At 69.6% G+C, this 25,164-nt stretch carries 20 protein-coding genes and 1 pseudogene; 14 read left to right on the top strand and 7 right to left on the bottom strand.

The window, feature by feature from the left end; translation table 11 throughout:
• Nucleotides 1–15: 15 nt before the first annotated feature.
• On the top strand, nt 16–2,385 hold the full coding sequence (locus ACFSJG_RS07120; RefSeq protein ID WP_378484513.1) for a DNA polymerase III subunit gamma and tau: 2,370 nt from the start codon (nt 16–18) through the stop codon (nt 2,383–2,385).
• Between the two features lie 31 nt (nt 2,386–2,416).
• Here the strand turns inward: ACFSJG_RS07120 and ACFSJG_RS07115 are convergent, their stop codons facing one another.
• On the bottom strand, nt 2,417–3,388 hold the full coding sequence (locus ACFSJG_RS07115) for an alpha/beta hydrolase (protein ID WP_378484512.1): 972 nt from the start codon (nt 3,386–3,388) through the stop codon (nt 2,417–2,419).
• A 129-nt stretch (nt 3,389–3,517) separates the two neighbouring features.
• Complete coding sequence (locus ACFSJG_RS07110) at nt 3,518–4,459, bottom strand: AraC family transcriptional regulator (RefSeq protein WP_378484511.1); 942 nt, start codon at nt 4,457–4,459, stop codon at nt 3,518–3,520.
• A gap of 229 nt (nt 4,460–4,688) precedes the next feature.
• Between ACFSJG_RS07110 and ACFSJG_RS07105 the strand changes: the two genes are divergently transcribed.
• The 7 genes and pseudogenes from ACFSJG_RS07105 to ACFSJG_RS07075 all read left to right on the top strand — a co-directional run bounded on the left by ACFSJG_RS07105 (nt 4,689) and on the right by ACFSJG_RS07075 (nt 13,463).
• Nucleotides 4,689–5,138 (top strand): carboxypeptidase-like regulatory domain-containing protein, encoded by a 450-nt coding sequence (locus ACFSJG_RS07105; protein ID WP_378484510.1) that lies wholly within the window; start codon nt 4,689–4,691, stop codon nt 5,136–5,138.
• A gap of 102 nt (nt 5,139–5,240) precedes the next feature.
• Nucleotides 5,241–5,933 (top strand): hypothetical protein, encoded by a 693-nt coding sequence (locus tag ACFSJG_RS07100; RefSeq protein WP_378484509.1) that lies wholly within the window; start codon nt 5,241–5,243, stop codon nt 5,931–5,933.
• A 90-nt stretch (nt 5,934–6,023) separates the two neighbouring features.
• Nucleotides 6,024–7,994 (top strand): sensor histidine kinase, encoded by a 1,971-nt coding sequence (locus tag ACFSJG_RS07095; protein ID WP_378484508.1) that lies wholly within the window; start codon nt 6,024–6,026, stop codon nt 7,992–7,994.
• On the top strand, nt 7,991–8,629 hold the full coding sequence (locus ACFSJG_RS07090) for a response regulator (protein ID WP_378484507.1): 639 nt from the start codon (nt 7,991–7,993) through the stop codon (nt 8,627–8,629). The genes ACFSJG_RS07095 and ACFSJG_RS07090 overlap by 4 nt, the downstream gene beginning before the upstream one ends.
• A gap of 233 nt (nt 8,630–8,862) precedes the next feature.
• On the top strand, nt 8,863–10,077 hold the full coding sequence (locus tag ACFSJG_RS07085; protein WP_378484506.1) for an acetyl-CoA C-acetyltransferase: 1,215 nt from the start codon (nt 8,863–8,865) through the stop codon (nt 10,075–10,077).
• A 48-nt stretch (nt 10,078–10,125) separates the two neighbouring features.
• Nucleotides 10,126–12,261, top strand: coding sequence for a 3-hydroxyacyl-CoA dehydrogenase NAD-binding domain-containing protein (locus ACFSJG_RS07080; protein WP_378485241.1), 2,136 nt, complete (start codon nt 10,126–10,128; stop codon nt 12,259–12,261).
• Between the two features lie 166 nt (nt 12,262–12,427).
• A pseudogene (locus ACFSJG_RS07075) lies at nt 12,428–13,463 on the top strand (type IV toxin-antitoxin system AbiEi family antitoxin domain-containing protein).
• A 28-nt stretch (nt 13,464–13,491) separates the two neighbouring features.
• Here the strand turns inward: ACFSJG_RS07075 and ACFSJG_RS07070 are convergent.
• Both ACFSJG_RS07070 and ACFSJG_RS07065 read right to left on the bottom strand, forming a co-directional pair.
• Nucleotides 13,492–14,808, bottom strand: coding sequence for a class I SAM-dependent methyltransferase (locus ACFSJG_RS07070; protein WP_378484505.1), 1,317 nt, complete (start codon nt 14,806–14,808; stop codon nt 13,492–13,494).
• The gene (locus tag ACFSJG_RS07065) at nt 14,805–16,205 is read right to left on the bottom strand and encodes an FAD-binding oxidoreductase (RefSeq protein ID WP_378485240.1); all 1,401 of its coding nucleotides are present in this window, start codon (nt 16,203–16,205) and stop codon (nt 14,805–14,807) included. The genes ACFSJG_RS07070 and ACFSJG_RS07065 overlap by 4 nt, the downstream gene beginning before the upstream one ends.
• Before the next feature lie 264 nt (nt 16,206–16,469).
• Between ACFSJG_RS07065 and ACFSJG_RS07060 the strand changes: the two genes are divergently transcribed.
• Entirely contained in the window at nt 16,470–16,904 is a 435-nt protein-coding gene (locus ACFSJG_RS07060) for an SRPBCC family protein (RefSeq protein ID WP_378484504.1), read from the top strand.
• Here the strand turns inward: ACFSJG_RS07060 and ACFSJG_RS07055 are convergent.
• Nucleotides 16,901–17,677 (bottom strand): Rv3717 family N-acetylmuramoyl-L-alanine amidase, encoded by a 777-nt coding sequence (locus tag ACFSJG_RS07055; protein WP_378485239.1) that lies wholly within the window; start codon nt 17,675–17,677, stop codon nt 16,901–16,903. The genes ACFSJG_RS07060 and ACFSJG_RS07055 overlap by 4 nt on opposite strands.
• Nucleotides 17,678–17,815: 138 nt before the next feature.
• Between ACFSJG_RS07055 and ACFSJG_RS07050 the strand changes: the two genes are divergently transcribed.
• Together ACFSJG_RS07050 and recR are read left to right on the top strand one after the other, a co-directional pair.
• A complete protein-coding gene (locus ACFSJG_RS07050) occupies nt 17,816–18,139 on the top strand; it encodes a YbaB/EbfC family nucleoid-associated protein (RefSeq protein WP_043809045.1) in 324 nt (107 codons plus the stop codon).
• An 11-nt stretch (nt 18,140–18,150) separates the two neighbouring features.
• A complete protein-coding gene (gene recR / locus ACFSJG_RS07045) occupies nt 18,151–18,759 on the top strand; it encodes a recombination mediator RecR (protein WP_007535446.1) in 609 nt (202 codons plus the stop codon).
• A gap of 30 nt (nt 18,760–18,789) precedes the next feature.
• Here the strand turns inward: recR and ACFSJG_RS07040 are convergent, their stop codons facing one another.
• Entirely contained in the window at nt 18,790–19,704 is a 915-nt protein-coding gene (locus ACFSJG_RS07040) for a LysR family transcriptional regulator (protein WP_378484503.1), read from the bottom strand.
• Nucleotides 19,705–19,855: 151 nt separating this feature from the next.
• On the opposite strand from ACFSJG_RS07040, the gene ACFSJG_RS07035 reads away from it, so the two are divergent.
• Together ACFSJG_RS07035 and ACFSJG_RS07030 are read left to right on the top strand one after the other, a co-directional pair.
• Complete coding sequence (locus ACFSJG_RS07035) at nt 19,856–21,262, top strand: NAD(P)/FAD-dependent oxidoreductase (protein WP_378485238.1); 1,407 nt, start codon at nt 19,856–19,858, stop codon at nt 21,260–21,262.
• A gap of 117 nt (nt 21,263–21,379) precedes the next feature.
• Entirely contained in the window at nt 21,380–22,225 is an 846-nt protein-coding gene (locus ACFSJG_RS07030) for a helix-turn-helix domain-containing protein (protein ID WP_378484502.1), read from the top strand.
• Here ACFSJG_RS07030 and ACFSJG_RS07025 read toward each other — a convergent pair.
• The gene (locus ACFSJG_RS07025) at nt 22,185–23,390 is read right to left on the bottom strand and encodes an MFS transporter (protein WP_378484501.1); all 1,206 of its coding nucleotides are present in this window, start codon (nt 23,388–23,390) and stop codon (nt 22,185–22,187) included. The genes ACFSJG_RS07030 and ACFSJG_RS07025 overlap by 41 nt on opposite strands.
• 197 nt (nt 23,391–23,587) lie before the next feature.
• Between ACFSJG_RS07025 and ACFSJG_RS07020 the strand changes: the two genes are divergently transcribed.
• Complete coding sequence (locus ACFSJG_RS07020; RefSeq protein WP_378484500.1) at nt 23,588–25,051, top strand: lipase family protein; 1,464 nt, start codon at nt 23,588–23,590, stop codon at nt 25,049–25,051.
• Nucleotides 25,052–25,164: the final 113 nt, after the last annotated feature.

The following is a 25,164-nucleotide window of genomic DNA, read 5'->3' as shown; positions in this document are numbered from 1 at the left end:
CGGTACCCTCACGGCGTGGCCCTCTACCGGAAATACCGACCGGCGACCTTCGCGGAGGTGGTCGGGCAGGAGCACGTCACCGAGCCGCTGAGCACCGCTCTCGACGCGGGACGCATCAACCATGCGTATCTGTTCTCCGGACCCCGGGGCTGCGGCAAGACGTCCTCCGCTCGCATCCTCGCCCGGTCGCTCAACTGTGTGCAGGGACCCACCTCGACGCCGTGCGGGACGTGTCACTCCTGTGTCGCACTCGGGCCGGGCGGCCCGGGCAACCTCGACGTGATCGAACTCGACGCCGCGAGCCACGGCGGCGTCGACGACACCCGTGAGCTGCGGGACCGGGCCTTCTATGCGCCGGCGGAGTCCCGCTACCGGATCTTCATCGTGGACGAGGCGCACATGGTCACGACGCAGGGCTTCAACGCCCTGCTCAAGATCGTGGAGGAGCCGCCGGAGCACCTGATCTTCGTGTTCGCGACGACCGAGCCGGAGAAGGTGCTGCCGACGATCCGTTCGCGCACCCACCACTATCCGTTCCGGCTCCTCGCACCCAACACGATGCGCGGCCTGCTCGAGAAGATCTGCGCGCAGGAGCACGTCGCGGTCCAGGACGCGGTGTATCCGCTGGTGATCCGGGCCGGCGGCGGCTCGCCCCGCGACTCGCTCAGTGTCCTCGACCAGCTCCTCGCCGGTGCGGGTGACGAGGGCGTCACGTACCCGCGTGCCCTCTCGCTGCTCGGCGTCACCGACGTCGCGCTGATCGACGAGGCCGTGGACGCGCTGGCCGCCGGTGACGGCGCGTCGCTGTTCGGCACCGTCGACAAGGTGATGGACGCCGGTCACGACCCGCGGCGGTTCGCCGTGGACCTGCTCGAGCGGATCCGCGACCTCATCCTGATGCGGGCGGTGCCCGATGCGGGCGACCGCGGCCTCGTCGACGCCCCGGGGGACGTCCTCGAGCGGATGCGGGAGGAGTCGGAGCGGATCGGTCCGGCCACCCTCGCCCGCTATGCGGAGCTGCTGCACGCCGGCCTCGGGGAGATGCGGGGCGCGACGGCGCCGCGTCTGCTGCTCGAGGTGATCTGCGCCCGCATGCTGCTTCCGGCCGCGTCCGACGCGGAGTCGGCGGTGCTGCAGCGCCTCGAACGACTGGAGAAGGGCGGCGTCGTTGCCTCGGGTGCACCTGCCGCGGCGTCCACGGGGATCGCGCAGCCTGCCGTGTCCGCAGCGCCTGCGGACGGTCCGCCGCCGCGGTTCCAGCGGCCGTCCCAGCGCAAACAGGCGGAGACGGCGCACGTCGAGCAGCCTGCGTCGGCGGTACCGCCCGAACCTGGGGTGGCAGCGCCGGCCGAACCCGCCCCGGTCGAGTCCGCGGCCGCGGCGCCGCCCGCACCCGTGGGTGCGCCGGATCCGATGCAGGCCGCTTCGCCCGAACCCTCGCTGCCCGACACTGCGTCGGTGGTCGTGTCGGCCGAGCCTGCCGTGGCGGTCGAGGCTGCGCCGACGGCATCACCCGAACCCGATGTCGTGCCCGAACCTGCGGTTACTCCCGACGCAGTCGAGGCGCCCGCGCCGGAGGTTCCGGCGGCCGAACCCGCTGCCCCGCAGCCGGTCGTCGCCTCGACTCCGGAACCCGCGGTGGAGGAGCCCGCCGCGGTCGACGCGACTGTATCCGAAGACGTTGTGCCGCAGACCGTTCCCGCTGTCGAGGACACTGCTGTGGTCGAGCCGGCTGCGACACCGGAGCCTGCGGCTCCGGTGTCGGCCGGTCCTGATGCCGCCGCGGTGCGGGCGGCGTGGTCGGAGGTGCGGGCGAAGGTCCGCGATCGCAGTCGCACGGTCGAGGTCATGCTGTCCGGCGCGTCGGTGCGCGCGGTCGGGGACGGTCGGATCGTGCTGGTGCATGCGTCGGCTCCGCTCGCCAAGCGGCTCACCGAGCCGCGCAACGCCGACGTCATCCGGCAGGCCCTGCACGAGGTGTTCGGTGTCGACTGGTCGGTCGACTGCCAGGTGGGCTCCGCCGAGGACGCGGCGCCGCCGAAGGCAGCTCCACGGCCACAGCAGGCGAAACCTGCTTCCACGCCGAGGTTCTCGCGACCCAGCCAGGCTCAGGCGGTGCCTCGGCAGGCCCCGGCCTCGCGCCCCGACCCTGCGGCCCAGGCGCCCGTCGACGACATTCCGCCGCCGGACGAGCCGGACTACCCGCACGATCCGGGGCCCCTGGACTACGACCCGCCCACTCCCGATTCGGTGACCCCCGAGGACGAAGAGGAGATGATGGCGGAGGCCGCGGAGCCCGCGGATCCGTCCGTGCGCCGCGATCCCGACGAGGTCGCACTCGAACTCCTCGCGGACATGCTCGGAGCCAAGCCGATCGAGGGGTGAGCACACCGGGCGGCAGCGTTTCCGGAATGCCTCAGGCGGTGCGGCGCACCTGTTCGCCGACGCTGCGCCGCGCGAAATCGACGCTGAGGGAGACGAGTTCGCGGGCCTCCCGCAGGAATGCGCCGAGGACGGGGAACGCGTGGATCTGTCCGGTCCACAGGTGGGTCTCGACGTGGCGGCCGGCCTTCTCCAGTCGCGCGGTGAGCAACTCGACGTCCGGTCGCATCAGTTCGTGCTCGGCGGACGTGAGGAACACGGGCGGTAGCAGGCTGGGGTCGGCGTCGACGGGGTTGTGGACGCCGACGATGTCGTCGGGGCCGTCGAGCCACCGCTCCTTCAGCGCGGCGACCTGGTTCATCGGCAGGAACGCGTCGCGTCGCATGAACTGCGGGTCGTGGCGGTCGAGGTGCAGGTTGAGCAGCGGCGAGTAGCCGAGTACGGCGGCGGGCCGAGGGAGGCCCTGGAGGGCGGCGATCTCGGCGACCTTCATCGCCAGGTAGCCACCGGCGGAGTCCCCGGCCACGATGATCTTGGTCGGGTCGACGCAGGTGTCGAGTAGAGCGCGGTATGCGGACATGGCATCCGCGATGGAGGTGCCGATGCCACCGACCGGCACCTGCCGGTAGTCGACCGAGTACACGGGCGCGCCGGACCGCGCGGACAGCAGCGCGCACAAGGTGCGGTGGGTGCCGGTCCCGCAGAACACGAATCCACCGCCGTGCAGGTAGAGGATGGTGGCGCCGTCGAGTTCGTCGGTCGCACGGCGGGCGTGCGTGATGCGATCGCACCGGACGCCGCCGAGCGTGGTGCGCGCGACCTGCGTGTTCGGGGGAGCGGGCAGCATCCCGGCGAGGGTGTTGACCTCGGCGAGGACGCGCAGCGCGACGTCGGACGACGGCCACGCGGAGAACACGGGTTTGACGACGGTCCGGGCGACCGCGTCGACGACGCGAGCCCGCGCGCTCACATCCCAGTGCCAGACCGTGTTCTCCCCGTACCGCATCGCCGCGCCCCTGTCTGTGACTGTGTGTCACGGGTCACTGTAGGACGGTCGTCCGAGTTTTGTACGCCGATCGAAGTGTCGGGATTCCGGAGGCTCGCGACCTCGCTCGACAGGCCCTCGAGCTGTGCGTCAGCGACGCCGCGCCGCCGACGGGGAGGTCCCGAACCGGGCGCGGTAGGCCGCGGCGAATCGTCCGGTATGGGTGAAACCCCAGCGCTGCGCGATGTCGGTGACGGTGTCGTACGGCTCGGCGTCGAGGAGATCGAGGTGCGCACGTTCGAGCCGGATCTCGAGGAGGCATTCGCGGGGGCTGCGGCCGACGTGCTGCCGGAAACCGTCCTGCAGCCTCCTGACCCCGACGCCCGCGCACTGCGCCATGTCGCCGGCGGTCCACACCCGTCCGGGATCGGCGTGCAGGGCGTCGAGAACGCGCGTGACGATCCGGGGTCGCACCGCCCGGTCGTCGGGGACGGCGGTGGGTGCCGCCGCGAGGACGAGTGCGGTGGTGAGTGCTGCCGCCAGATGGCCGCCGACCAGCGGGTTCGTGAGCAGCCCGGGGTTGTCGTCGAGTTGGGCGGAGAGGGATTCGACGAGGCGGAGCCAGGCCGCGCCACCGGGGGTGGTGAGGTCGAGCTGCGCCGGCAGGCGCTGTCCGGGCGCGAGGACCAGGGCCGCCTCGCGTTCGAGCACGTGCCGGTCGAACGCGACCCCGAGCACCTCGCAGTTGCGGTGCCATTCGGTGATGTGAGTGTCGGTGTCCGGTGGGCAGACGGTGGCCTGTCCGACCGTCGACGTCACCTCGGTGCCGCGCGTCACCGACACCAGGCGACCCGTGAGCGGGATGTTGACGGCGTAGCCGCCGGGATGGGCGGATCGCACGGTGACGTCGGTGCCGAGCGCGATGCGGGCCAGGCGGATCCCGCCGAGTGTGTGGCTGCTGAACACGGCGCCGTCGGCGTCGCGCGCGGTTCGGGTCATGGTGTGCGGGAAGTAGCCGGAGGCGAGCACACGGGACGCCACTTCCCAGTCGGCGACGGTCGCGTTGGCGGGACGGCGGCGGGTCTCGGTCATCGGCGCGGTCACCTCCGGCACGTGCTGTCGGGTTTGCCCAGTTCAATTGAAGCATCTCGGGCGTGTCGTCGGCTCGATTCGCGCGCCCGTCGGGCAATTCGTGTTCAGAATCCCGGTGCGCAATTCGTACCGGTGCTGCGCGTGGCGACTCGCCAGACACCCGAGAAGTCGGTAGTTTTTCCTGTCAACCCGCCGGGCCCGGTGGGGGACGCCCAGGTGAGGAGGCCCAGTGCCGCCACTCACCGACGAGTGTTCGAACGACGAGTTCCCGGGCCCGGCGAGACTCACCCTCGTGCCGGACGTCGCGCCCGACGTCGCCGCGCAGCGACTGCGGATGATCGGCATGGTTCGTTCCCGTACGGGTCAGCCGCTCGACGGCGCCCGCATCGACTGGTCGTACCCGGAGGAGGCCGCGGTCGCGGAGGGTGCACCCGTCGGCTTCACGGACACAGCCACGGACGGCACTTTCGACCTCCATGCCGACGCCGCGACCGAGCACGTGGAGGTGACCGTATCGGCTCCCGGCCACGCGACGCTCGAGGTTCGTCTCGTCCCGCTCTCGGGGCTGCCGGCGATCTCGGTGCCGATCGATCGGTCCGGCCGGAGTCCGCTTGCGGTCCGCCGCGGCGCAGGCAACGACGTCGAGTGCTGGTGCGAGTTCGTCCTCACTCCCGTCTGAAACTTCCCGGTTCGTCGGGTCATCGGCCCCTGGTGACCGGGACACCGGGCGTCGCATTCTTCCTTCATCCGCCACCGGGGCGGGCAGTGAAGGAGACCGCAGATGACCACCACCAGCGCGGCGGACGTTTCCGTCGCTGACCCGGGCACTGGGAAGAAGACGGCCGCGTGGGCGGCGACAGGCATCCTCGCCGGCCTCGCAGGCGTCGTCGCGATCCAGGCCAGCAGCGGTGTCAGCGCCGTCTACGACGAGGACACCGCGGGCGATCCGGGCGCGATCGTCGCACGCCTCACCGACCAGCGGACGTTCATCCTCGTCGAACACATCGCGATGACCGTGTCGGCGCTGGCGCTGCTGGTCTTCGCGGCAGGCCTCGCCCGACTGCTGAGGGAGCGGCTCGGGAGCGACAGCATCCTGCCCGGGGTCGCGGCCGGTGGTCTGGTGGCGACCTCCGCGGTCTGCCTGATCGGGACCGGACTGACCACGGAGCTGGTGTTCGGGCTGTCCGAGGGGAGCGACCTCGTCCCGGAGTTCGCGGTCGTGGCGGGTCACTGGTTCGGCACGATCCCGTGGCTGTGGGCGGCGGCGGGGGTCAGCGCGCTCGCGGTGGCGGCGGCGTCCCTGAGGCACGGCTCGGTGGCCCGGTGGCTCGGCTGGACGAGCCTCGTCCTCGGCGGCCTGACCGCGCTGTTCGGCATCTCCCCGTTGCAGTACATGGCCGGATTCACGGGGCCGTTCTGGGTTCTCGTCTGTGCGACGGGCCTGTGGATCACCGGGCGCAAGCAGACGGCCTGACCGACAATTGGCTCCCGGCCTGTGCGCGTTTCCGGTAGTTGGGACTACCGGAAACGCGCACAGGCGGCGGAGCCGCAGGAGGGAGTGACGGTGAGCGATCGACTCGAGGGGTCGGTGGGTGGTGGTGCGCCATTACCCGCTGTCGCGCTCGCCGTCACCGCTTGGCTGCTGTCCGTGTCGTCCGTCGTGGTCTTCCTCGCGGCCGATCCGACGCTGGACTCGAACCAGCTGTTCTTCCTCGTCGACGTCGTCGGCGCCGCGGTGTACGGAACGGTCGCGGGTGTCGTGCTGGCCCGGCGGGTCCATCCGGTTCCGATCATCCTCGGGGTGGGGGCGATCGGGATCGGCCTTGCCGCCTTCAGTTACGCGTACACGCAGTTGGCCGCTGTTCGACCCGGACTGCCCGGGGTGGCCCTGGTCGAGCCGTTGCAGGGCACCGCGTGGATCCCGGGGACCCTCGCTTTGTTCCTGGTGGTGCCGTGGCTGATTCGGGTCCAGCCGCTCGACGCGGTCGCCTGGACCGGGGTGGTCACGGGAACCGCGACCACCGTGTGGTTCCTCGTCGCGCGGACGTGGACGGACACCTCGACGGTGTGGCTCGTCGTCCCGATCGCGGCACTGGGTCTGGTCACGGCGGCCGACGTGTGGCGTCGTCACCGGACGGGGCCTGTCGACGAACGGGTCGGCCTCGGCTGGCTCGCCGTCGGCACGGCACTGATGGCCCTGTCGTTCCTGCCGCTCGCGCTGCCGGAGTCGTGGCCGGCGTTGTGGATGATCAATCCGCTGGTGCATCTCGCGGTACAGGCGTTCTACCCGGCCGCGATGCTGGTCGCGGTGCTGCGGCAGCGGATGTGGGGGCTCGATCTCGCGGTCAGTCGTGCCGTCCTGGCCGGCACGCTCACGGTCGGGTTGATCGCGCTCTACGTGGTGGTCGCGACGGCACTGGCGCGACTGTTGCCGTCGTCGGATTCCGTGCTCGCGCAAGCGGTTGCGGCCGGGGCGGTAGCCGTCGCGGTGGTGCCGGTGCGGTCGTGGTTGCAGCGGCGGGTCCACGACCTCGTCTACGGTGCGGGCGCCGATCCGGCGCGCGCCGTCCGCGACCTCGGGGGTCGGTTCGCGTCGGCGCAGGAGCCGGAGGAACTGATCACCGAACTCGCCGCGGGTGTGGCCGCGGCACTGCGGCTGGAGTCGGTGACGGTGTGGCGCACCGGTGAGACGGAACCGGCCGCCCGGTACGGAGCTCCGTCGGGTGAGGCCACCACCGTCGACCTGGTGCACCGCGGCGCCCCGGTCGGGGTCATCGCCGCGACCGCGCCACCCGGCGTCTCGCTCGATGCGCGGGCGCGGAAGTCGTTGTCGGAGCTGGGGTCCGTCGTCGCGACGGGCCTCGCGCTCGCGCAGGCGTCCCTCGAACTCGACGCCGCCCGGGACCGCCTGTCGACCGTGCGACTGGAGGAGCGTCGCGTCATCCGACGCGAGCTGCACGACGGGCTGGGGCCCTCACTGGCCGGTATCAGGCTCGGTCTGCAGGGGGTGCGGAACCTGCTCGCCGTCGATCCGGATGCCGCCGCGCGACTGCTGGATTCGCTGCAACAGCAACTGGACCACCAGGTGGACGGGGTGCGGTCGCTGTCGCGCACGCTGTTCCCCCCGATCCTCGACGAGTTGGGCCTTGCCGCCGCCCTGCACGAGCTGGCCGCCCAGCACGCCCGCGCCGGGTTCGTCCTCGACGTGTGCGCGGATGTTCCTGCGACGCTCGACGCCGCGGCGGGCGCGGCCGCCTACGGCATCGCGGTCGAGGCGGTGTCCAACGCCCGCAGGCACAGCGGTGCCGACGGGTGCCGGGTCGACATCGTCTGCGCTGCATCGGGATCTGCCAGTCAGGAGCTGACCGTGGTCGTGCTCGACAGTGGTGTGGGTTTCACCGCGGGAGGCGCTGGGGGAGTGGGGACCCGGTCGATGCGGGAGCGGGCGAGCGAACTCGGCGGAACTCTGGTCATCGACTCGCCGCCTCCTGGCGGCACGCGCGTGACAGCCCGGCTACCGTTGTCCGGATCATGACCGACATTCGCGTTGCAGTCGTCGACGACCATCCCGTGTTCCGGCTGGGGATGGTCGCGCTCCTGTCCACCCTCGACGGGATCGAGGTCGTCGCGGAGGCCAGCTCCGCGGCGGAGGCCGCGACCGCGGTGACCGGGGACGTCGACGTGGTGCTGATGGACATCGAACTCGGCGACGGCTCTGGGGTGGAGGCTACCCGCGACCTGCTCGCGCGCCTGCCTGCCGTGCGGGTGCTGATGGTCACGATGCACGAGGACGACGACGCGCTGCTCGCGTCGGTGCGGGCCGGTGCCCGCGGCTACCTGGTCAAGGGCGCGGGGCCGGAGGAGGTGGAGCGGGCGCTGCGGGCGGTCGCGCACGGTGACCTGTTCCTCGGCGCGGCGGTCGCGGAGCGGGCGATGGGGTTCCTCGCGTCCCCGCGGGGTGCGGTGCCCGCGGTGTTTCCCGAGCTGACGGACCGGGAGCGGGAGATCCTCGACCTCGTCGCGGCAGGCCACGACACCGCGACCATCTCGCGCCGCCTGATCCTGAGCCCGAAGACGGTCCGCAACCACACGTCGAACATCCTCACGAAGCTCGGTGTGCCGGACCGGTCGGCGGCGATCGTGCGGGCGCGGGAAGCGGGACTCGGCTGACGTGGTCCTGCGCGGCGGGGGTGGGTGCTGCTCGGGTACTCGGCGGGGTTGGCGCTGCTCGGGACGGTCACGGTCCCCGCTCGCTTCGGTCCTAGACCGACTTCCGAAACCGGATCTACGGTTAACTTGACTGGGGGTGTCTGCAGTCGGTTGCCGTGTGGTGACCGGTGCGGCGCCCGGATCCGATGATGAACCGCTCGCACGCGGCGCAGCCGTGCACAGGAAGGAACACCGTGACCACAGAGGCCTTCATCTATGAAGCCATCCGAACTCCACGCGGCAAGGGTAAGAAGAACGGGTCGCTCCACTCGGTGAAGCCGATCGACCTGGTGACGGGCCTGATCGCCGAGCTTCGGGTGCGGTTCCCCGACCTCGACGAGGACCGGATCTCCGACATCATCCTCGGCGTGGTCTCCCCGGTCGGCGACCAGGGTGCCGACATCGCCCGCACCGCGGTGTCCGCGTCCGGCCTGCCGGTCACGGTCGGTGGCGTGCAGATCAACCGTTTCTGCGCGTCCGGCCTCGAGGCCGTGAACATGGCGGCGCAGAAGGTCCGCTCCGGCTGGGACGAGCTGGTCATCGCCGGTGGCGTCGAGTCGATGTCCCGCGTTCCGATGGGCTCGGACGGCGGCGCGTGGATGCAGGATCCCGCCACCAACTACGACAGCTACCTGGTCCCGCAGGGCATCTCCGCCGACCTGATCGCCACCATCGAGGGCTTCTCCCGCGAGGACGTCGACGCGTACGCGGTCCGCTCGCAGGACCTCGCGGCCAAGGCGTGGGAGGGCGGCTACTTCGCCAAGTCGGTCGTCCCGGTGAAGGACATCAACGGCATCACCGTCCTCGACCAGGACGAGCACCGCCGCCCCGGCACCACGCTGGAGGATCTCGCGAAGCTGCAGCCGTCGTTCGCCGGCATCGGCGCGATGGGCGGCTTCGACGCGGTGGCGCTGCAGAAGTACCACTTCGTGGAGAAGATCAACCACGTCCACCACGGCGGCAACAGCTCGGGCATCGTCGACGGCGCCGCGCTGGTGCTCGTCGGCACCGAGCAGGCCGGCAAGGACATGGGCCTGGCTCCGCGTGCGCGCGTCGTCGCGACCGCCACCTCCGGCGCGGACTCGACGATCATGCTGACCGGTCCCACCCCGGCTGCGCACAAGGTCCTCGCCCAGGCCGGTCTCACGGTCGACGACATCGACCTGTTCGAGATCAACGAGGCCTTCGCGTCCGTCGCGCTGAAGTTCCAGAAGGACCTGAACATCCCGGACGAGAAGCTCAACGTCAACGGCGGTGCCATCGCGATGGGCCACCCGCTGGGTGCGACCGGCGCGATGATCACCGGAACGATGATCGACGAGCTCGAGCGTCGCGGCGCTCGGCGTGCCCTGGTGACGCTGTGCATCGGCGGCGGCATGGGCGTGGCCACCATCATCGAGCGCGTCTGACGCGTCCCAATACGGATTCACAGGAGACTTTGAGCAGTGACTGACAACATGATCGGTTGGGACAAGGACGCGGACGGCATCGTCACCCTGACGATGGACGATCCGAACCAGGGCGCCAACACCATGAACGACCTGTACAAGGCGTCCATGACGGCGACCATCGAGCGGCTCGAGGCGGAGAAGGACGACATCGCCGGTGTCGTGCTCACGTCCGCGAAGAAGACGTTCTTCGCCGGCGGCGACCTCAAGAACATGATGCAGGTCGGACCGGACGACGGCCCGGCGCTGATGGCGCAGCTCGCCGAGATCAAGGGCGCGCTGCGTCGTCTGGAGCAGCTCGGCAAGCCTGTCGTCGCGGCCATCAACGGTGCCGCCCTCGGCGGTGGCCTCGAGATCGCCCTGGCCACCCACCACCGCATCGCCGCCGACGTCCGTGGCGTGCAGATCGGTCTGCCGGAGGCCACCCTCGGCCTGCTGCCCGCGGGCGGCGGTGTCATCCGCACCGTCCGCATGCTCGGTCTGCAGACCGCGCTGATGCAGGTCCTGCTGCAGGGCCAGCGGTACAACCCGTCGAAGGCCAAGGAGATCGGCCTGATCGACGAGGTCGTCGCGTCCATCGACGAGCTCGTTCCCGCCGCGAAGGCGTGGATCAAGGCGAACCCCGAGTCCGGTGTTCAGCCGTGGGACAAGAAGGGCTTCAAGATCCCCGGCGGTGCCCCGTCGTCGCCCGCGATCGCGGCGAACCTGCCCGCGTTCCCGGCGAACCTGCGCAAGCAGCTCAAGGGCGCGAACATGCCCGCACCGCGCGCCATCATGGCCGCCGCGGTCGAGGGTGCGCAGGTCGACATCGACAACGCGTCGCTGATCGAGTCGCGCTACTTCGTGCATCTGCTGACCGGCCCGGTCGCGAAGAACATGATCCAGGCGTTCTTCTTCGACCTGCAGACCATCAACGGTGGCGGCTCGCGTCCGAAGGACGTCCCGAAGAAGGACATCAAGAAGATCGGTGTCCTCGGCGCAGGCATGATGGGCGCGGGCATCGCGTACGTGTCCGCGAAGGCCGGCTACGAGGTCGTCCTCAAGGACGTCTCCCTCGAGGCCGCCGAGCGTGGCAAGGGCTACTCGGAGAAGATCGAGGCCAAGGCTCTCTCCCGTGGCAAGACCACCGAGGAGAAGTCGGCGGCGCTGCTGGCCCGCATCACCCCGACCGCGGATCCCGCGGACCTCAAGGGCGTCGACTTCGTGATCGAAGCTGTCTTCGAGAACACCGAGCTCAAGCACAAGGTGTTCCAGGAGATCGAGGACATCGTCGAGCCCGACGCGCTGCTCGGCTCCAACACCTCCACCCTGCCGATCACCGGTCTCGCCGACGGTGTGAAGCGCCAGGAGGACTTCATCGGCATCCACTTCTTCTCGCCTGTCGACAAGATGCCGCTGGTGGAGATCATCAAGGGCGAGAAGACGTCCGACGAGGCGCTGGCCCGGGTGTTCGACTACACCCTCGCGATCAAGAAGACCCCGATCGTCGTCAACGACAGCCGCGGCTTCTTCACCTCGCGCGTCATCGGCACGTTCGTCAACGAGGCGATCGCCATGCTCGGTGAGGGCATCGAGCCCGCCACCATCGAGCAGGCAGGCTCGCAGGCCGGTTACCCGGCTCCGCCGCTGCAGCTGACCGACGAGCTGAACATGAAGCTCATGCAGAAGATCGCCAAGGAGACCGCCGAGGCGGCCGAGCGCGGCGACACCAAGCTGGGCACGGAGCGTCACCCGGCTCTCGACGTCATCGACTGGATGGTCGCCGAGGGGCGTCCGGGTCGCCTGGAGAAGGCCGGCTTCTACGAGTACGACGAGGACGGCAAGCGTCTCGCCGTCTGGCAGGGCGTGCGTGACCACTACAAGACGGTCGCGACGCTCGACGTCCCGCTGCAGGATCTGATCGACCGGATGCTGTTCGCCGAGGCGATCGAGACCCAGAAGTGCTTCGACGAGGGTGTTCTCGAGTCGACCGCCGACGCCAACATCGGCTCGATCTTCGGTATCGGGTTCCCGGCCTGGACCGGTGGCGTGCACCAGTTCATCGTCGGCTACCCGGGTGGCCAGGAGGCCTTCGTGGCCCGCGCCGAGGAGCTCGCCGCCAAGTACGGCAAGCGCTTCACCCCGCCTGCGTCGCTGAAGAAGTAGTAACGCCCGAAGGGCCCCTCCGTGCAATCCGCGCGGAGGGGCCTTTTGTGCGCTTCGCGCCTGTGCGCACTTTTGGTAGCGCGGACTACCAAAAGTGCGCACAGGTCCTGTGGATAACTTTCGTCTGATCGGGTTTCCGGTCAGCGGTGCGAGGCACGATCCGCCCATGACCAAAGACAGGGGCGGAACGCTGCAGCAGCTGCTGGACGCGCAGCACGGGCTCGTCGCGCAGGGACAGGTCGCCGCATTCGGTTACGGGCGGGGTCGGGTGCGGAATCTGCTCGACTCGGGGCAGTGGCGGCGCGTACTGCAGGGCGTGTATGCGATCACGAACGGTCCTCTCACACGGGAGATGACTCTCGCTGCGGCACTGCTGTACGGACGGCGGTGGTCACGCGATGCTGAGCCACCGGACCGCGGCGGAGGAGTGGTCGATGGTGACGCAGGACGACGGTCCGGTGCACATCACCGTCCCGTACGGGAAGTCGGCGCGAAACCAGGGGCCGACGCTGCTGTTGCCGGCACAACGAACGGCGCACCCGGTGCCGGCCCCGGGGCGGGTTCTGCACCCCGGCGTGGTCGTGCACCGTTCGCGGGCACACCGCTACATCGGGGTGGACACCGCGATGCCGCGGACGACCAAGGCGGACACGGTCGTAGATCTTGCTGTCGCGTCACCGTCACCGCGGGCGGCGTACGTCAGCTTGATCACAACCGTCACCAACGCGCGGATCCGCCTCGCGGACGTCGCCAGGCGAATCGAGGAACGTCCGCCGTTGCGTTACCACCAGGCGTTGGATGCGGCGGTGAGACTGCTGGCGGACGGTGTGCAGTCGGTGCTCGAGTACCACTACGCGATGGATGTCGAATTGGCGCACGGTCTTCCGAAGGGTGGTCGGCAGCACCCGGTGATCGTCGACGGGCGGACGCTGTACGAGGACGTCGACTACTCGGCCCATGGCGTCCCCCTGATCGTCCGGTTGGACGGCAGATGGGCGCACTCCATGCGGGAGATCCAGTTCCGGGATCGGCGCCGCGACAACGCCGCCGAGCTCGCGGACCGTCCGCGGCTCGTCTACGGCATGGAGGAGGTCGGCAGCAACGCGTGTGCTGTCGCGCGGGAGGTGGAGACGGTTCTGCTGCGGGAGGGGTGGTCCCGGACGGCGGCCAGGCCCTGCCGGGCCTGTGCGCACTTCTGGTAGCGCGAACTACCAAAAGTGCGCACAGGTCCTATCCGTTCCACCAGGGGCGGAGCGGGACGTTCGCACGGCCGGCGGCGTCGAGCTTGACCGCCAGGACCTGGTGCAGCTGAACGACATTGCGCTCGAAGCCGAGCTGCGAGCCGGCCATGTACAGGCCCCACACCTTCGCGGTGCCCTCGCCGACCTCCGCGACGCATTCGTCCCAGCTGTCCTCAAGGTTGCGGCACCAACCGGCCAGGGTCAGCGCGTACGACTCGCGGAGGTTCTCCTCGTGGCGCACCTCCAGACCGATGTCCTGGATCTCGCTGATGATCCGTCCGGAGCCGGTGAGTTCGCCGTCCGGGAAGACGTAGCGGTCGATGAAGCCGCCCGCCCGGGTGCTGCGGGTGTTGTCGGGGCGGGTGATGCAATGATTCAGCATCAGGCCGCCGTCCCGCAGCTTCGACTTGATGAACTCGAAGTAGGCGGGGTAGTTGGCGACACCGATGTGCTCGGTGAGGCCGATGGACGACACCGCGTCGAAGCCGGTCTCGTGGACGTCGCGGTAGTCGGAGTGCCGGACCTCCGCCAGCCCGGACAGTCCCTCGTCGGCGATCGCCTTCTGCGCCCATTCGGCCTGCTCCGCGGAGAGGGTCGCGCCGATCACCTTGACGCCGCGGCGGGCTGCGTAGCGGACCATACCGCCCCAGCCGCAGCCGATGTCGAGGAGGCGGTCGCCTTCCTTGAGCCGCAACTTGTCGAAGACGAGGCGGTACTTGTTCTCCTGCGCCGCCTCGAGGCTCTGGTCCTCGGACTCGTACGCGGCGCAGGTGTACGTCATGGACGGCCCGAGCACCTTCTCGTAGAAGGCGTTCGAGACGTCGTAGTGGTGGTGGATGGCCTCGGCATCGCGGGTCTTGGAGTGCCGCAGTCCTTCCGCGAGCCGACGCCAGCGCGGCAGCGACTCCTGCGGCGGGGGAGCGATGGGCCGCAGCACCTCCCAGCCGAGGGACCGGGTGATGTGGGCGAGTTCACGGGCGCTGGGCCGGTGGAAGTGCAGCTGTTCGCCGAGCACCCTCAGCACCTCGTACGGGTTGCCGGGGTGGCTGCCGGTGACCACGAGGTCACCGGAGATGTACGCGCGGGCCATGCCGAGGTCGCCGGGCGCGGTCATGAGGTACGTCGTGCCGCGCGGCGTCTTCAGATGCAGGTGGTACTCGGCGTCGGGGGAGCCGAGTTCGCTGCCGTCGTAGGCGGTGAAGTACACCGGGAGGTTCCGGCCGACGACGATCCCGAGGATCTCTGCGATGGTCAGCTTGGCTGCGCCGGAACCGTGCCGGGTGGGAGCGTCCTTGAACGTGGTCATCTGCGTTGCACCGCCTTCGAGAAGAGGTCGAGTAGACGTGAATCGGGGTCGTAGCGCTTCTTCAGTGAGTCGTACCGTTCGCCGCCGTAGAGGGCGGTGAACTCGGCCTTCGAGTAGTAGGCGTCGGAGTAGAGCGACTTGTGGCCCTCGAAGTCGGTGACGGTCCGTTCGATGAGCCGGTTCGCGGCGCCCTCGGGTTGCCCGGGGACGATCGGCACCGACGACCAGAAGCCGATGTTGACGTAGGTGCGTTTCGGCTCCAGCGGGTACAGCGGCCAGGGCCTGGCCTGGTCGGCGTCGGCCGGTGCGGGTTCGCGCAACCGCAACGGGCACAACCAGATCGGCTCGATCGGGATCTCCTTCAGGAACCAGTGCACGAAGTCGGCGGTCCGCTCGATCGGCACCTCGACGTCCTGGACGACCCGCTCGCGCGGCGGCAGGCCCTTGCGTGCCTCGAGGCGGTCGCCGATGTCGTACTTCCGGTCGAGCGCGACGAGTTTCCAGTAGAAGCTGCTGCGGCGAAGCTGTTTCGGCCACCAGCGCCTGATTCGGGGGTTCTGGGTGCCGAAGGCGCGGGAGCACCAGAACCAGTCGGTGTCCCAGCGCCACAGGTAGTCGTGGATGGTGAGCCTGTCCGTTTTGGGATGGTTCACCGATTCGTGCTGGATGGACCGGTAGTAGACGTCCATGTCGGTGTAGTCCGACACCGGGCCGGGTGCGTCGGTCTGTGTGCCGAGTGTCAGGTAGGACTCGTGGGCGGAGAAGACGACACCGTCGAGATAGTCCACGGCGACGCCGTCGTACACCCGCGACCGCGCGATCTCGTCCATGGACGACTGCAGCGACTCGAGATCGTCGAAGCGCAGATGTCGCAGGGCGACATAGGGTTTGACGGTTTCGAGTTGGATGCGAAGTCGGGTGGAGTACCCCAACGTCCCGTAGGAGTTGGGGAAGCCGAAGAACAGGTCCGCGTGCTCGCCGTCCGGTGTCGCCGTGACGATCTCGCCGCCGCCGGTGAGGACGTCGATCTCGAGCACCGATTCGTGGGGCAGTCCGTTGCGGAACGAGGACGACTCGATTCCCAGGCCGGTGACGGCGCCGCCGAGGGTGATGGTCTTCAGCTGCGGGACCACGAACGGCGCCAGTCCGTACGGGAGTGTCGCGGCGACGAGGTCCTCGTAGGTGCACATGCCCGCGACGTCCGCGGTCCGGGCCTCGGGGTCGACGGAGATCACCGACGTCAGCCCCGACACGTCGAGGCCGGGGGTGTTCGTCGCGGCGCGCGCCCGGAAGAGGTTCGACGTCTTCTTCGCGAGCCGTACGGTCGCGGCGGGCGGGATGGCGCGATAGCTCGCGAGTAATCGCTCGACCCCCGCGCGGTGGGCTCGGGGCCCGATCTCGCGCGGTGCGGTCGATCTCCTGCGGAATGCACTCGAAGTGACTGCCACCCCCCGAAACTATCCCCTGGTAGCCGTCCAGGCGACAGATGGGGGCAGGAAGGCTCGCGGCGAGTCGCGTTCACGCCCAGTCGGTGCCGCGTGCGCGGTGTGTGATACGGGCCACAGGCGCTCGGGCGGGATTGGCAGCGCCCGTCGGCGTGCGGGCACGATGGTGGTCATTCGAGGGCGACGAGCGGTCGCCCGCAGCACTGAGGAGAGCTCGTGGGACAGGTCAGCGCCAGCAGTTCGGTCGACGTCGGAGCGGCTCCCGAGGCGGCGCTCGCCGCGGTCGCGGACTACCAGACCGTGCGTCCGCGGATCCTGACCGAGCACTACTACGACTACTCGGTGCTCGAGGGCGGTCAGGGCGCGGGCACCGTCGTGACGTGGTCGCTCAAGGCCACGGAGAAGCGGACCCGCCACGTGAAGGCCACCATCACCGTCTCGGCCGACACCGTCACCGAGACCGATGCCAACTCCAGCATGGTCACCACCTGGACCGTGACCCCGAAGGGGACCGGTTCCACGGTGACGACGACCACCACCTGGAACGGCGCGGGCGGCATCGGCGGTTTCTTCGAGAAGACCTTCGCGCCGCTGGGACTGAAGAAGATCCAGGCCGGCGTGCTCGCGAACCTCGCGCGCGAACTCGGTTAGGGCCCCGACAGGAACTCGACGACGCCGTGCACGACCGACTGCGCGTAGTCGGCGCGCCCGGCCTCGTCGGTCATGCGTAGCGCGTCCGCGGGATTGCGCATGTTGCCGAGCTCGACCAGGATCGACGGCCGCTCGGACAGGTTCAGTCCGGCGAGGTCGGCGCGGGGGAGCAGGCCGTCGTCACCGATGTAGGTGGCGGGAACGAGGCCACGTTCGACGAGTGCGTCTCGCATCGTCTCCGCGAATTCGACGGATGCGCCTGCCTGCACGCCGTTGAGTGCCGGCGCCGAGTAGCTGACGTGGAAGCCGTGGTCGTCGATGCCTGCGCCATCGGCGTGGATCGCGACGACGGCGTCGGCGCCGGACTCGTTCGCGGCTGCGGCACGCTCGTCGACGCAGCTGCCGACGGAGGTGTCGTCCGGGCGGCTCAGCTCGACCCGGGCGCCGCGAACCTCCAGTTCGGAGCGCATCAGCCCGGCCACCTCCCAGGTGAAGGTGTGTTCGGGGTATCCGGTCGCGGTGGACGTCCCGGTCGTCTGGCAGTCCTTGGTGCCACCGCGCCCGGTGGGTACCTGTGCGGTCATCGCGGCGTCGTGCGATCCGCTGTGCCCGGGGTCGAGGAACACGGTCTTGCCGGTCAGCGGCTGATCCGGTGTGTCCACCGACGCACCGCGTGCGGAACCGAGGCGGGGTGCCGGCGCCTGCTCGGCGGGCTCGGCGACCGTGACCGCCTGGTCGGTCGGAATGGTGCAGGAGGACAGGACGACCGCCAGCGCACCGAGGCATGTAGCGCTCCACCTGCGGGTGCGGGTTGCGGCGCGCCGGCCGCGAGGCCATGACGTCGCTTGCACGGGCCTACCGTATCCGGGTGCGTCTACGCTGGCTGGCAAACACGCAGAAAGGACCACAACGTGCAGCCCGGTGGACAACCCGATATGCAGCAGCTCCTCGCGCAGGCCCAGCAGATGCAGCAGCAGCTGATGGCGGCTCAGGCCGAGATCGCCCAGACCGAGGTGACCGGGCAGGCCGGTGGCGGGCTGGTGACCGCGACGGTCAAGGGCACCGGCGAGGTCGTGGCACTGGCGATCGACCCGAAGGTCGTGGATCCCGAGGACGTCGAGACCCTGCAGGACCTGGTGATCGGCGCGATCGCGGACGCGGCGGGCAAGGCTCAGGAACTCGCGGCCGGCAAGCTCGGTCCGCTCGCGGGCGGTCTGCCCGGCCTTCCGTTCTAGCGGGGTAGGGAGTGTACGAGGGGCCCGTTCAGGATCTGATCGACGAGCTCGGCAAGCTGCCGGGGGTCGGGCCGAAGAGCGCGCAGCGGATCGCGTTCCACCTGCTCGGGGTGGAGCCGCCGGAGATCGAGCGGTTGCAGAACGCGCTGCAGCGCATCCGGGACGGTGTGCAGTTCTGCGTCGTGTGCGGAACGGTGTCGGACAAGGAGAAGTGCCGGATCTGCTCCGACGCCCGCCGCGACCGCACCGTCATCTGCGTGGTCGAGGAGCCGAAGGACGTGCAGGCCATCGAGCGGACCCGGGAGTTCCGTGGCCGCTACCACGTGCTCGGTGGTGCGCTCGACCCGCTCAGCGGGGTCGGGCCGGACCAGTTGCGTATTCGGGAGTTGCTGGCGCGGATCGGCAACCAGGAGGACGGCGTCGACGTCGCCGAGGTCATCATCGCCACCGATCCGAACACCGAGGGCGAGGCCACGGCCACCTATCTGGTTCGGATGCTGCGCGATTTCCCCGGGCTGACGGTCACGCGCCTGGCGTCCGGGTTGCCGATGGGTGGCGACCTCGAGTTCGCCGACGAGTTGACGCTGGGCCGAGCGCTGTCGGGTCGCCGGACGATGTGACGGGCCTGCCTCCCGGTCGGGAGGTGGGCGTCAGTCCTCGTCGCCGGTCGGGGTGGGCGGGATCGCCGGATCCATCGCCTGCCGCAGCGCGTCGACCATGAAGGACAACGCCCCCGACGACAGCGATCCGCTGCGGACGACGCCGGATACCGGGACGGTGAGCCGGTTGCCGGCTTCCCTCATGACCCGCAGGCCGGGTCGGGCGGCGTCGCTGGAGACGGTGCTGGCGAACAGCACCGTCCACGCGCGCGGATTGGTGATGACGTCGAGCGTGGCGGTGTGGTCGCGGGCGATCGGCGGTCCGAGCTGGACCCGGCGCCCGACTTCGACGAACGCCTCCTCGACGACGCTGTGCAGCAGCACCTGGCTGGTGCGCGGCGGCAGCAGCAGGGGGAAGTGGGCGAGTTCGCCCAGGTCGACCGTCGAGAACGCGGACAGCGGGTGCTGGCTGGAGGTCACGATCACGAGACGTTCCGTGCCGAGCTCGACCGTTTCCAGGCCGGGCCGGTCGAGGTGGCCGCGGATCAATGCGATGTCCGCGTCGCCGGAGGAGACCGCGTCGATGCGGTCGGCGAAGGATTTGATGACGAACTCGATGTCGAGGTCCGGGTAGCGTCCACGGACCTGCGCGATGGCGTCGAGGCTCTGCGGCGCGAAGGTCATGTTGGCGCTGATCCGGATGCGGTTGCGCGGTTCCCGCGCGACCGCGAGCGCCTGCGTCTCCAGGGCGAGGACCTGCTGCGCGATCGGGACCAGGCGAAACCCGGCGGGAGTGGGTTTGACGACCCGGGTGGACCTGTCGAACAGGCTGGTGCCGAGTTCGTTCTCGAGTTTGCTGATCTGGTGGCTGATCGCGGACTGGGAGATGAAGCACTTCTCGGCGGCTCGGCTGAAGCTGAGCTCCTCGCTGACGGCCAGGAAGTAGCGCAGTTGCCGGAAGTCCACGGCACGATCCTACTTATGAGCGATCGAGATAACTGTCTGCCGTATATCACGGATACGTGGCGGAATGGACGCGTAACTATTTAGCGTTGCTCTCAGTACTGGCTCAGCGTGGAGTCAGGGGATGCCGCAGGAGGAAACCGTGGGTGAGGCAATGGTGAAGGACCAGGCCGAGACACAGACACAGGACCGTACCGAGACCGTGGTGGTCGGTTCCGGATTCGGCGCTCTGGCCGCCGCCAAGAAACTGGCCAAGGCCGGCCGACCCTTCGTCCTGATCTCCGAGACCACCGAGCACCTCTTCCAGCCGCTGCTCTACCAGGTGGCGACCGGCGTCCTCTCCGCTGGCGAGATCGCCCCCTCGATCCGCGCGATCCTCCAGGACTACCCGAAGGCGGACGTCCGCCTCGGCCGCGTCGTCGGCGTCGACGCCGAGGCCAAGGAACTGGTCTACGAGGCCGCGGGCGAGCGCCACACCCTCGGCTACGACAATCTGGTCGCCGCGACCGGCGCCCGCCAGTCGTACTTCGGCCGCGACGAGTTCGCGAAGGTCACCTACGCACTCAAGACGGTCAACGACGCGAAGCGCCTGCGCGACCAGATCGTGCGCTGCTTCGAGGAGGCGCACACCACCACCGACCCCGAGCGCGCCAAGAACCTGCTCAGCTTCATCGTGATCGGTGCCGGCGCCACGGGCGTCGAGCTGGCCGGTCAGATCAAGGAACTCGCGGGCCGCTACTTCGAGCAGTCGATGCGCGGCGTCACCGCAGCGGACGTCACCGTGACCCTGGTCGAGGGTGCCGGTGTCGCGATGCCCGCCTACGGCGGCAAGCTCAGCGAGTACACCAAGGCGTCGCTGGAGAAGTCCGGCGTCGAGGTCGTGCTGAACACCCTCGTCACCGACATCGATGCGCACGGCGCGACCCTCAAGGCGCACGGCGAGGCCGAGGGCGTCCGCCGCACCGCCGAGACCGTCATCTGGTCGGCGGGTGTCCAGGCCAACGACTTCGCGCGGGTCCTCGCGGAGGCCACCGGCTGCGAGACCGACCGCGCCGGACGACTGCTCGTCAACCCGGACCTCACCGTCGGCGGTCGTGCCGACATCTTCGCGGTCGGCGACATGACCTCGCTGAACAACCTGCCCGGCCAGTCTCCGGTCGCGATGCAGGGCGGACGGCACGTCGCCGCCACCATCCTCGGCAAGAAGAAGCGCGGCACCCCGTTCAAGTTCCGCGACAAGGGCAGCATGGCCATCATCAACCGCTTCCGCGCGGTGACGAAGGTCAAGAACATCGAGCTGACCGGTGCCTTCGCGTGGGTGCTGTGGCTCGCCGTGCACATGGTGTACCTCGTCGGTTTCCGCAACCGGTACGTGGCGATCATGTCGTGGTTCGGTTCGTTCGTCGGACACCGTCGCCCGCACTTCCACTACGCGCAGGAGCCGCAGCAGATCGCGGAACCGCGTGCCGTGGAGGAGAGCTCGGCAGCCGCCGAGATCAAGACCGAGGTGATCACGAGCGAGGTTCCGGTGGAGAAGAAGGAGACGGTCACCGTCTCCTGACCACCTGCGCAGATCGTCGTACGGCCGCGTCCCCGATCCGGGGCCGCGGCCGTACGCGTCTCCGGGAATACCGAGGGTGTCTCGGCTGTTGTCTGCGACTGTCGTGAAAGGAGCCGCATGACAGTCGATTCCGCAGTGGCAGGTGCACCGGCAGTCGGTGTCGACGACGTGTTGGCCGGCCTGCACTGGCGGTCCGCCCACGGTGAGCGCGTGATCCTCGACGCCTGCGAGCACGTCGACGCCGGCGACGGTGAGTCGCGTGCGGTTCTGGTCACCTGCGGGCTTCTTCGCGTGGAGGGCCTGGGTAACGCGCAGGATCTGGCGCCGGGCGACCTCCTCTTCGTGCCGCACGGACACAGCCACACGATGAGGGCGCTGTCGGAGGCGACGATCCTGTGCCTGCGGATGACGTCGGCGGGCACGTCGCGCGCGCTCGACGCACTGCCGCGGCGGGTGATCCTCACGGAGTTCGCCGAACGCGAGCCGATGGCCCACGCCCTGCTGCGAAATCTGGTGGAGGACGGCGGCCACCCGCACGACGTACTCCGCGACCGCACCGCCACACTGGTGGCGACGATCGCGGTGTCGTCCTGGTTCGCTCGCGGCTGCGCACCCAGTCGGTGGCTGTTGCGGGTGGACGAACCCGGTCTGGCCCGTGCCGTCGCCGCCATACATGCCGAGCCGGGCCGGGAGTGGACGGTGGAATCGCTCGCACGGCTGGCGCTCGCCTCCCGGTCCGGGTTCGCGGCCCGGTTCACCGCGGCGACCGGACAGCCCCCGGGCCGCTACCTGTCGGCCGTCAGAATCGAACAGGCACAACGGATGTTGACCCGGGGAGATGTCTCGATCGCCGCCGTGGCGCAGCGGCTCGGCTACGGTTCCGACACCGCGTTCGGCCGGGCGTTCCGCAGGCACACCGGCGTCACGCCGTCCGAATGGCAGCGGCAACGCGGCCGAGTGTGATCCGGGCCAGCAGCCCGCCGGCGACGGTGACCACCGCGGCGACGACGTAGGTCGCGCCGACACCGAGACCGTCCACCCCGAGCCCGCCGACCGCGGAGCCGAGGATGATCGCGGTCTGGAAGCAGGCGACGAGGAGCCCACTTCCCGCCTCCACGCGGTCCGGGAGCATCCGCGTCACCCAGACCTGGGCGAGGTTCAGCAGGCCGCCGAACGCCGCGCCCCAGATGACGACCGCGAGATACCCGAGGGCGGAACGGCCCTCGGACAGTGCGAGCGCGAGCACGGACAGCCCGATCGCGCCCGGGACGGCCACCAGCAGTGGTCGCAGCTGTCGGTCGGCGAGACTGCCGATGACGAAGTTTCCGACGAGGCCACCCGCGCCGAACAGGGCCAGCAGGATCGCCACGGACTCCGGGCCTGCGCCGACCAACTCGGCCAGCGCCGGCCGGATGTACGTGAAGCCGGTGAAGTGTCCGCCGATGACGGCGACGAAACCGGTCAGCCCGAGTGCCACACCCCGCGAGCGGAGCGCACTCCCCATCGCCGCCCAGCCGACTCCCGCGGCGGGCGCGACAGGTGGCAGCGTCACTCGGACCGCGACAGCAGCGGCGAGCGTCAGAATCGCGGCGACGGCGAAGACGACACGCCACCCGGCGTAGGTGCTCAGGAGCACTCCGAGGGGCACGCCGGCGACGGTCGCGAGCGTGGTGCCCGCGTTGACGATCATCATCCCCTTTCCGACGCGGTCGGCGGGAACGAGTTGGGTGACGATCACCAACGCCATCGACCAGTAGCCGCCGATCGCGAGGCCGAGCAGCAACCGCGCCAGCATCAGGACCACCACGTTCGGTGCGACGGCGACAAGAACGTTCGAGGCCACCGCTCCGACGGTCAGTGCGACGAGGAGGGTGCGCCGGTCCAGTCGGGGGAACAGCGATCCCATCCCGAGCGCGGCCACCAGCGCGGTCAGTGCGGTCACGCTGACGGACAACCCGATCACGCCTTCCGTGACACCGAGTTGGGAGGCGACGAGCGTCAGCACTCCGGGAGGCAGGAACTCGGCGGTCACGAGGGCGAAGCTGCCCAGGAACATCGTCGCCAACGCGGGCCAGACGCGTCGGGTCGGGTTCGCCGCGCGGACGTCGGCGATCAGGTTGGTTGTCATGTGTGGTGTCAACAACGCTCCCGCGGGATCCACACCCACCCGGACGCCACACCACTCGATCCAGACGCCAGACCCGTTCGGATTCGGACAAAGCGGCCGTTCTGCCGTCGTCGTAAGTTCGAAACCCTAAGTGTCGACACGCAATCCGACCTCCCCGCTTCGTCGCTGCCGGTGCGTGCCGGTGTTAGCGTGCCGCCATGCGCATCCAGCACGGGGGAAACTGGGTTCGAGTGTGTGTCGCCGCCCTGGCGGCGACGATCGTGGTCGGCGGCGGAGGCGCCACGGCCGCGGCACAGTCCAGTGGCAGTGCCGGCGGCGAGGGGTCCGTCGGCACCGGTTCACTGACCGACGGCACCGGGTCGGACGGTGAGCCGCTGAACGGGACGACGCTGATCACGGGGTCGCTCGGCACCGCCTCGGTGGCCCGGTCGCCACTCGGTTCGGTGCTCCCGCCGCTCGTCGACGCCATCGTCCCGGCGCCGAACCCGCCGTATCCGGACCTCGACGCCCTGTGGCAGGCGGTCCTGCCGTCCCCGATCGGGGAGCCGTTCTTCGACGAGTTCCCACCCGGACTCCCGGGGATGGCGAACGGGCAGGTCATCGAGACCAGGGACGTCACCCCGGTCGCCGTTCGGTTTCTGCGAGGCCCGGTCCGTGAGGTGCGGCAGTTCAAGGTCAAGACGACCGACTCGCACGGCGGACCGTCGTTCGCGACGGCGACACTCGTCGTTCCCGCCACACCGTGGGCCGGGCCGGGGCCACGCCCGGTGCTGGTCAACAACGTCCCGATCAACGGGTTGGGGCGGGACTGCACGCCCTCGCACACACTCGCGCACGGAATCACGCCGTCCACCAACCCGTTCGAGCTGCTTCGCCCCGTGACTGCGAAGGCCGAGGAACGCGGTTACGCGGTGCTCATTCCCGACCACGAAGGTCCGCTCATGACGTACGGTGAGCCGTTCGTCGCGGGGCACGCAATCCTCGACACGATCCGAGGAATGCGCAACCTGTACCCCGCCGAGTTCGGCGCCTCCAAGATCGCGATGATGGGCTACTCCGGTGGTGCGATCGCCACGAGTGGCGCCGCCAAGCTGCTGAACGGTTATGCGCCCGAACTCGCGAGCGACATCGTGGGCGCCGCGATCGGTGGTGTGCCTGCCGACTACGACATGCTCGGGCGCACGATGAACGGCAACCTCGCCGGCGGCCTCTTCCTGGCCGCGGTGCTCGGGGTTGCCCGGCAGCAGACCGAGATCCTCACCCTGATGAACGATCTCGGCGAGCGAGTCGGTACGTCCGGGCTTCGCAACGCGTGCGTGATGACGCTCGCGCTCGCCGGACTGCCCGGCATTCCCGTCGAGGCGCTCGCCGATGTGAAGAAGGTACTGAGTTCACCTGTTGCACAAGAAATCTTCGCCGAGATGAAGATGGCGGACGTGCCGGCGGGAACGCCCCTGTACATCTACAACGGCGGCCAGGAGTTCTGGATTCCGGCGCTCGGCTCCCAGAACCTGTTCGCCGAGCAGTGCGGGCTCGGGGTGTCGACGGTGTACCGCCAGGTCCCGGGCGAACACGTCATCGGTGAACTGACCGGCAACCCGGGTGCATTCGACTGGGTGGACGCGCGGCTGGGCGGGGAGCCGGCGCCGGACGAGTGTTGACCGATGTCCTGTGACAGGAGCTGACGACATCCGTGTACGGGCCCGGTCGGCCACGACACAGGGTGTTGCTCCGTGGGGGGCGCATCGGTCGGTGGTGCCGTCTCTCGGTCGAG

Source organism: Rhodococcus gannanensis (assembly GCF_042681175.1).
GTDB classification, from domain to species: Bacteria; Actinomycetota; Actinomycetes; order Mycobacteriales; family Mycobacteriaceae; genus Rhodococcus_G; species Rhodococcus_G gannanensis.
This window is presented reverse-complemented; position numbering and strand designations above follow the sequence as displayed.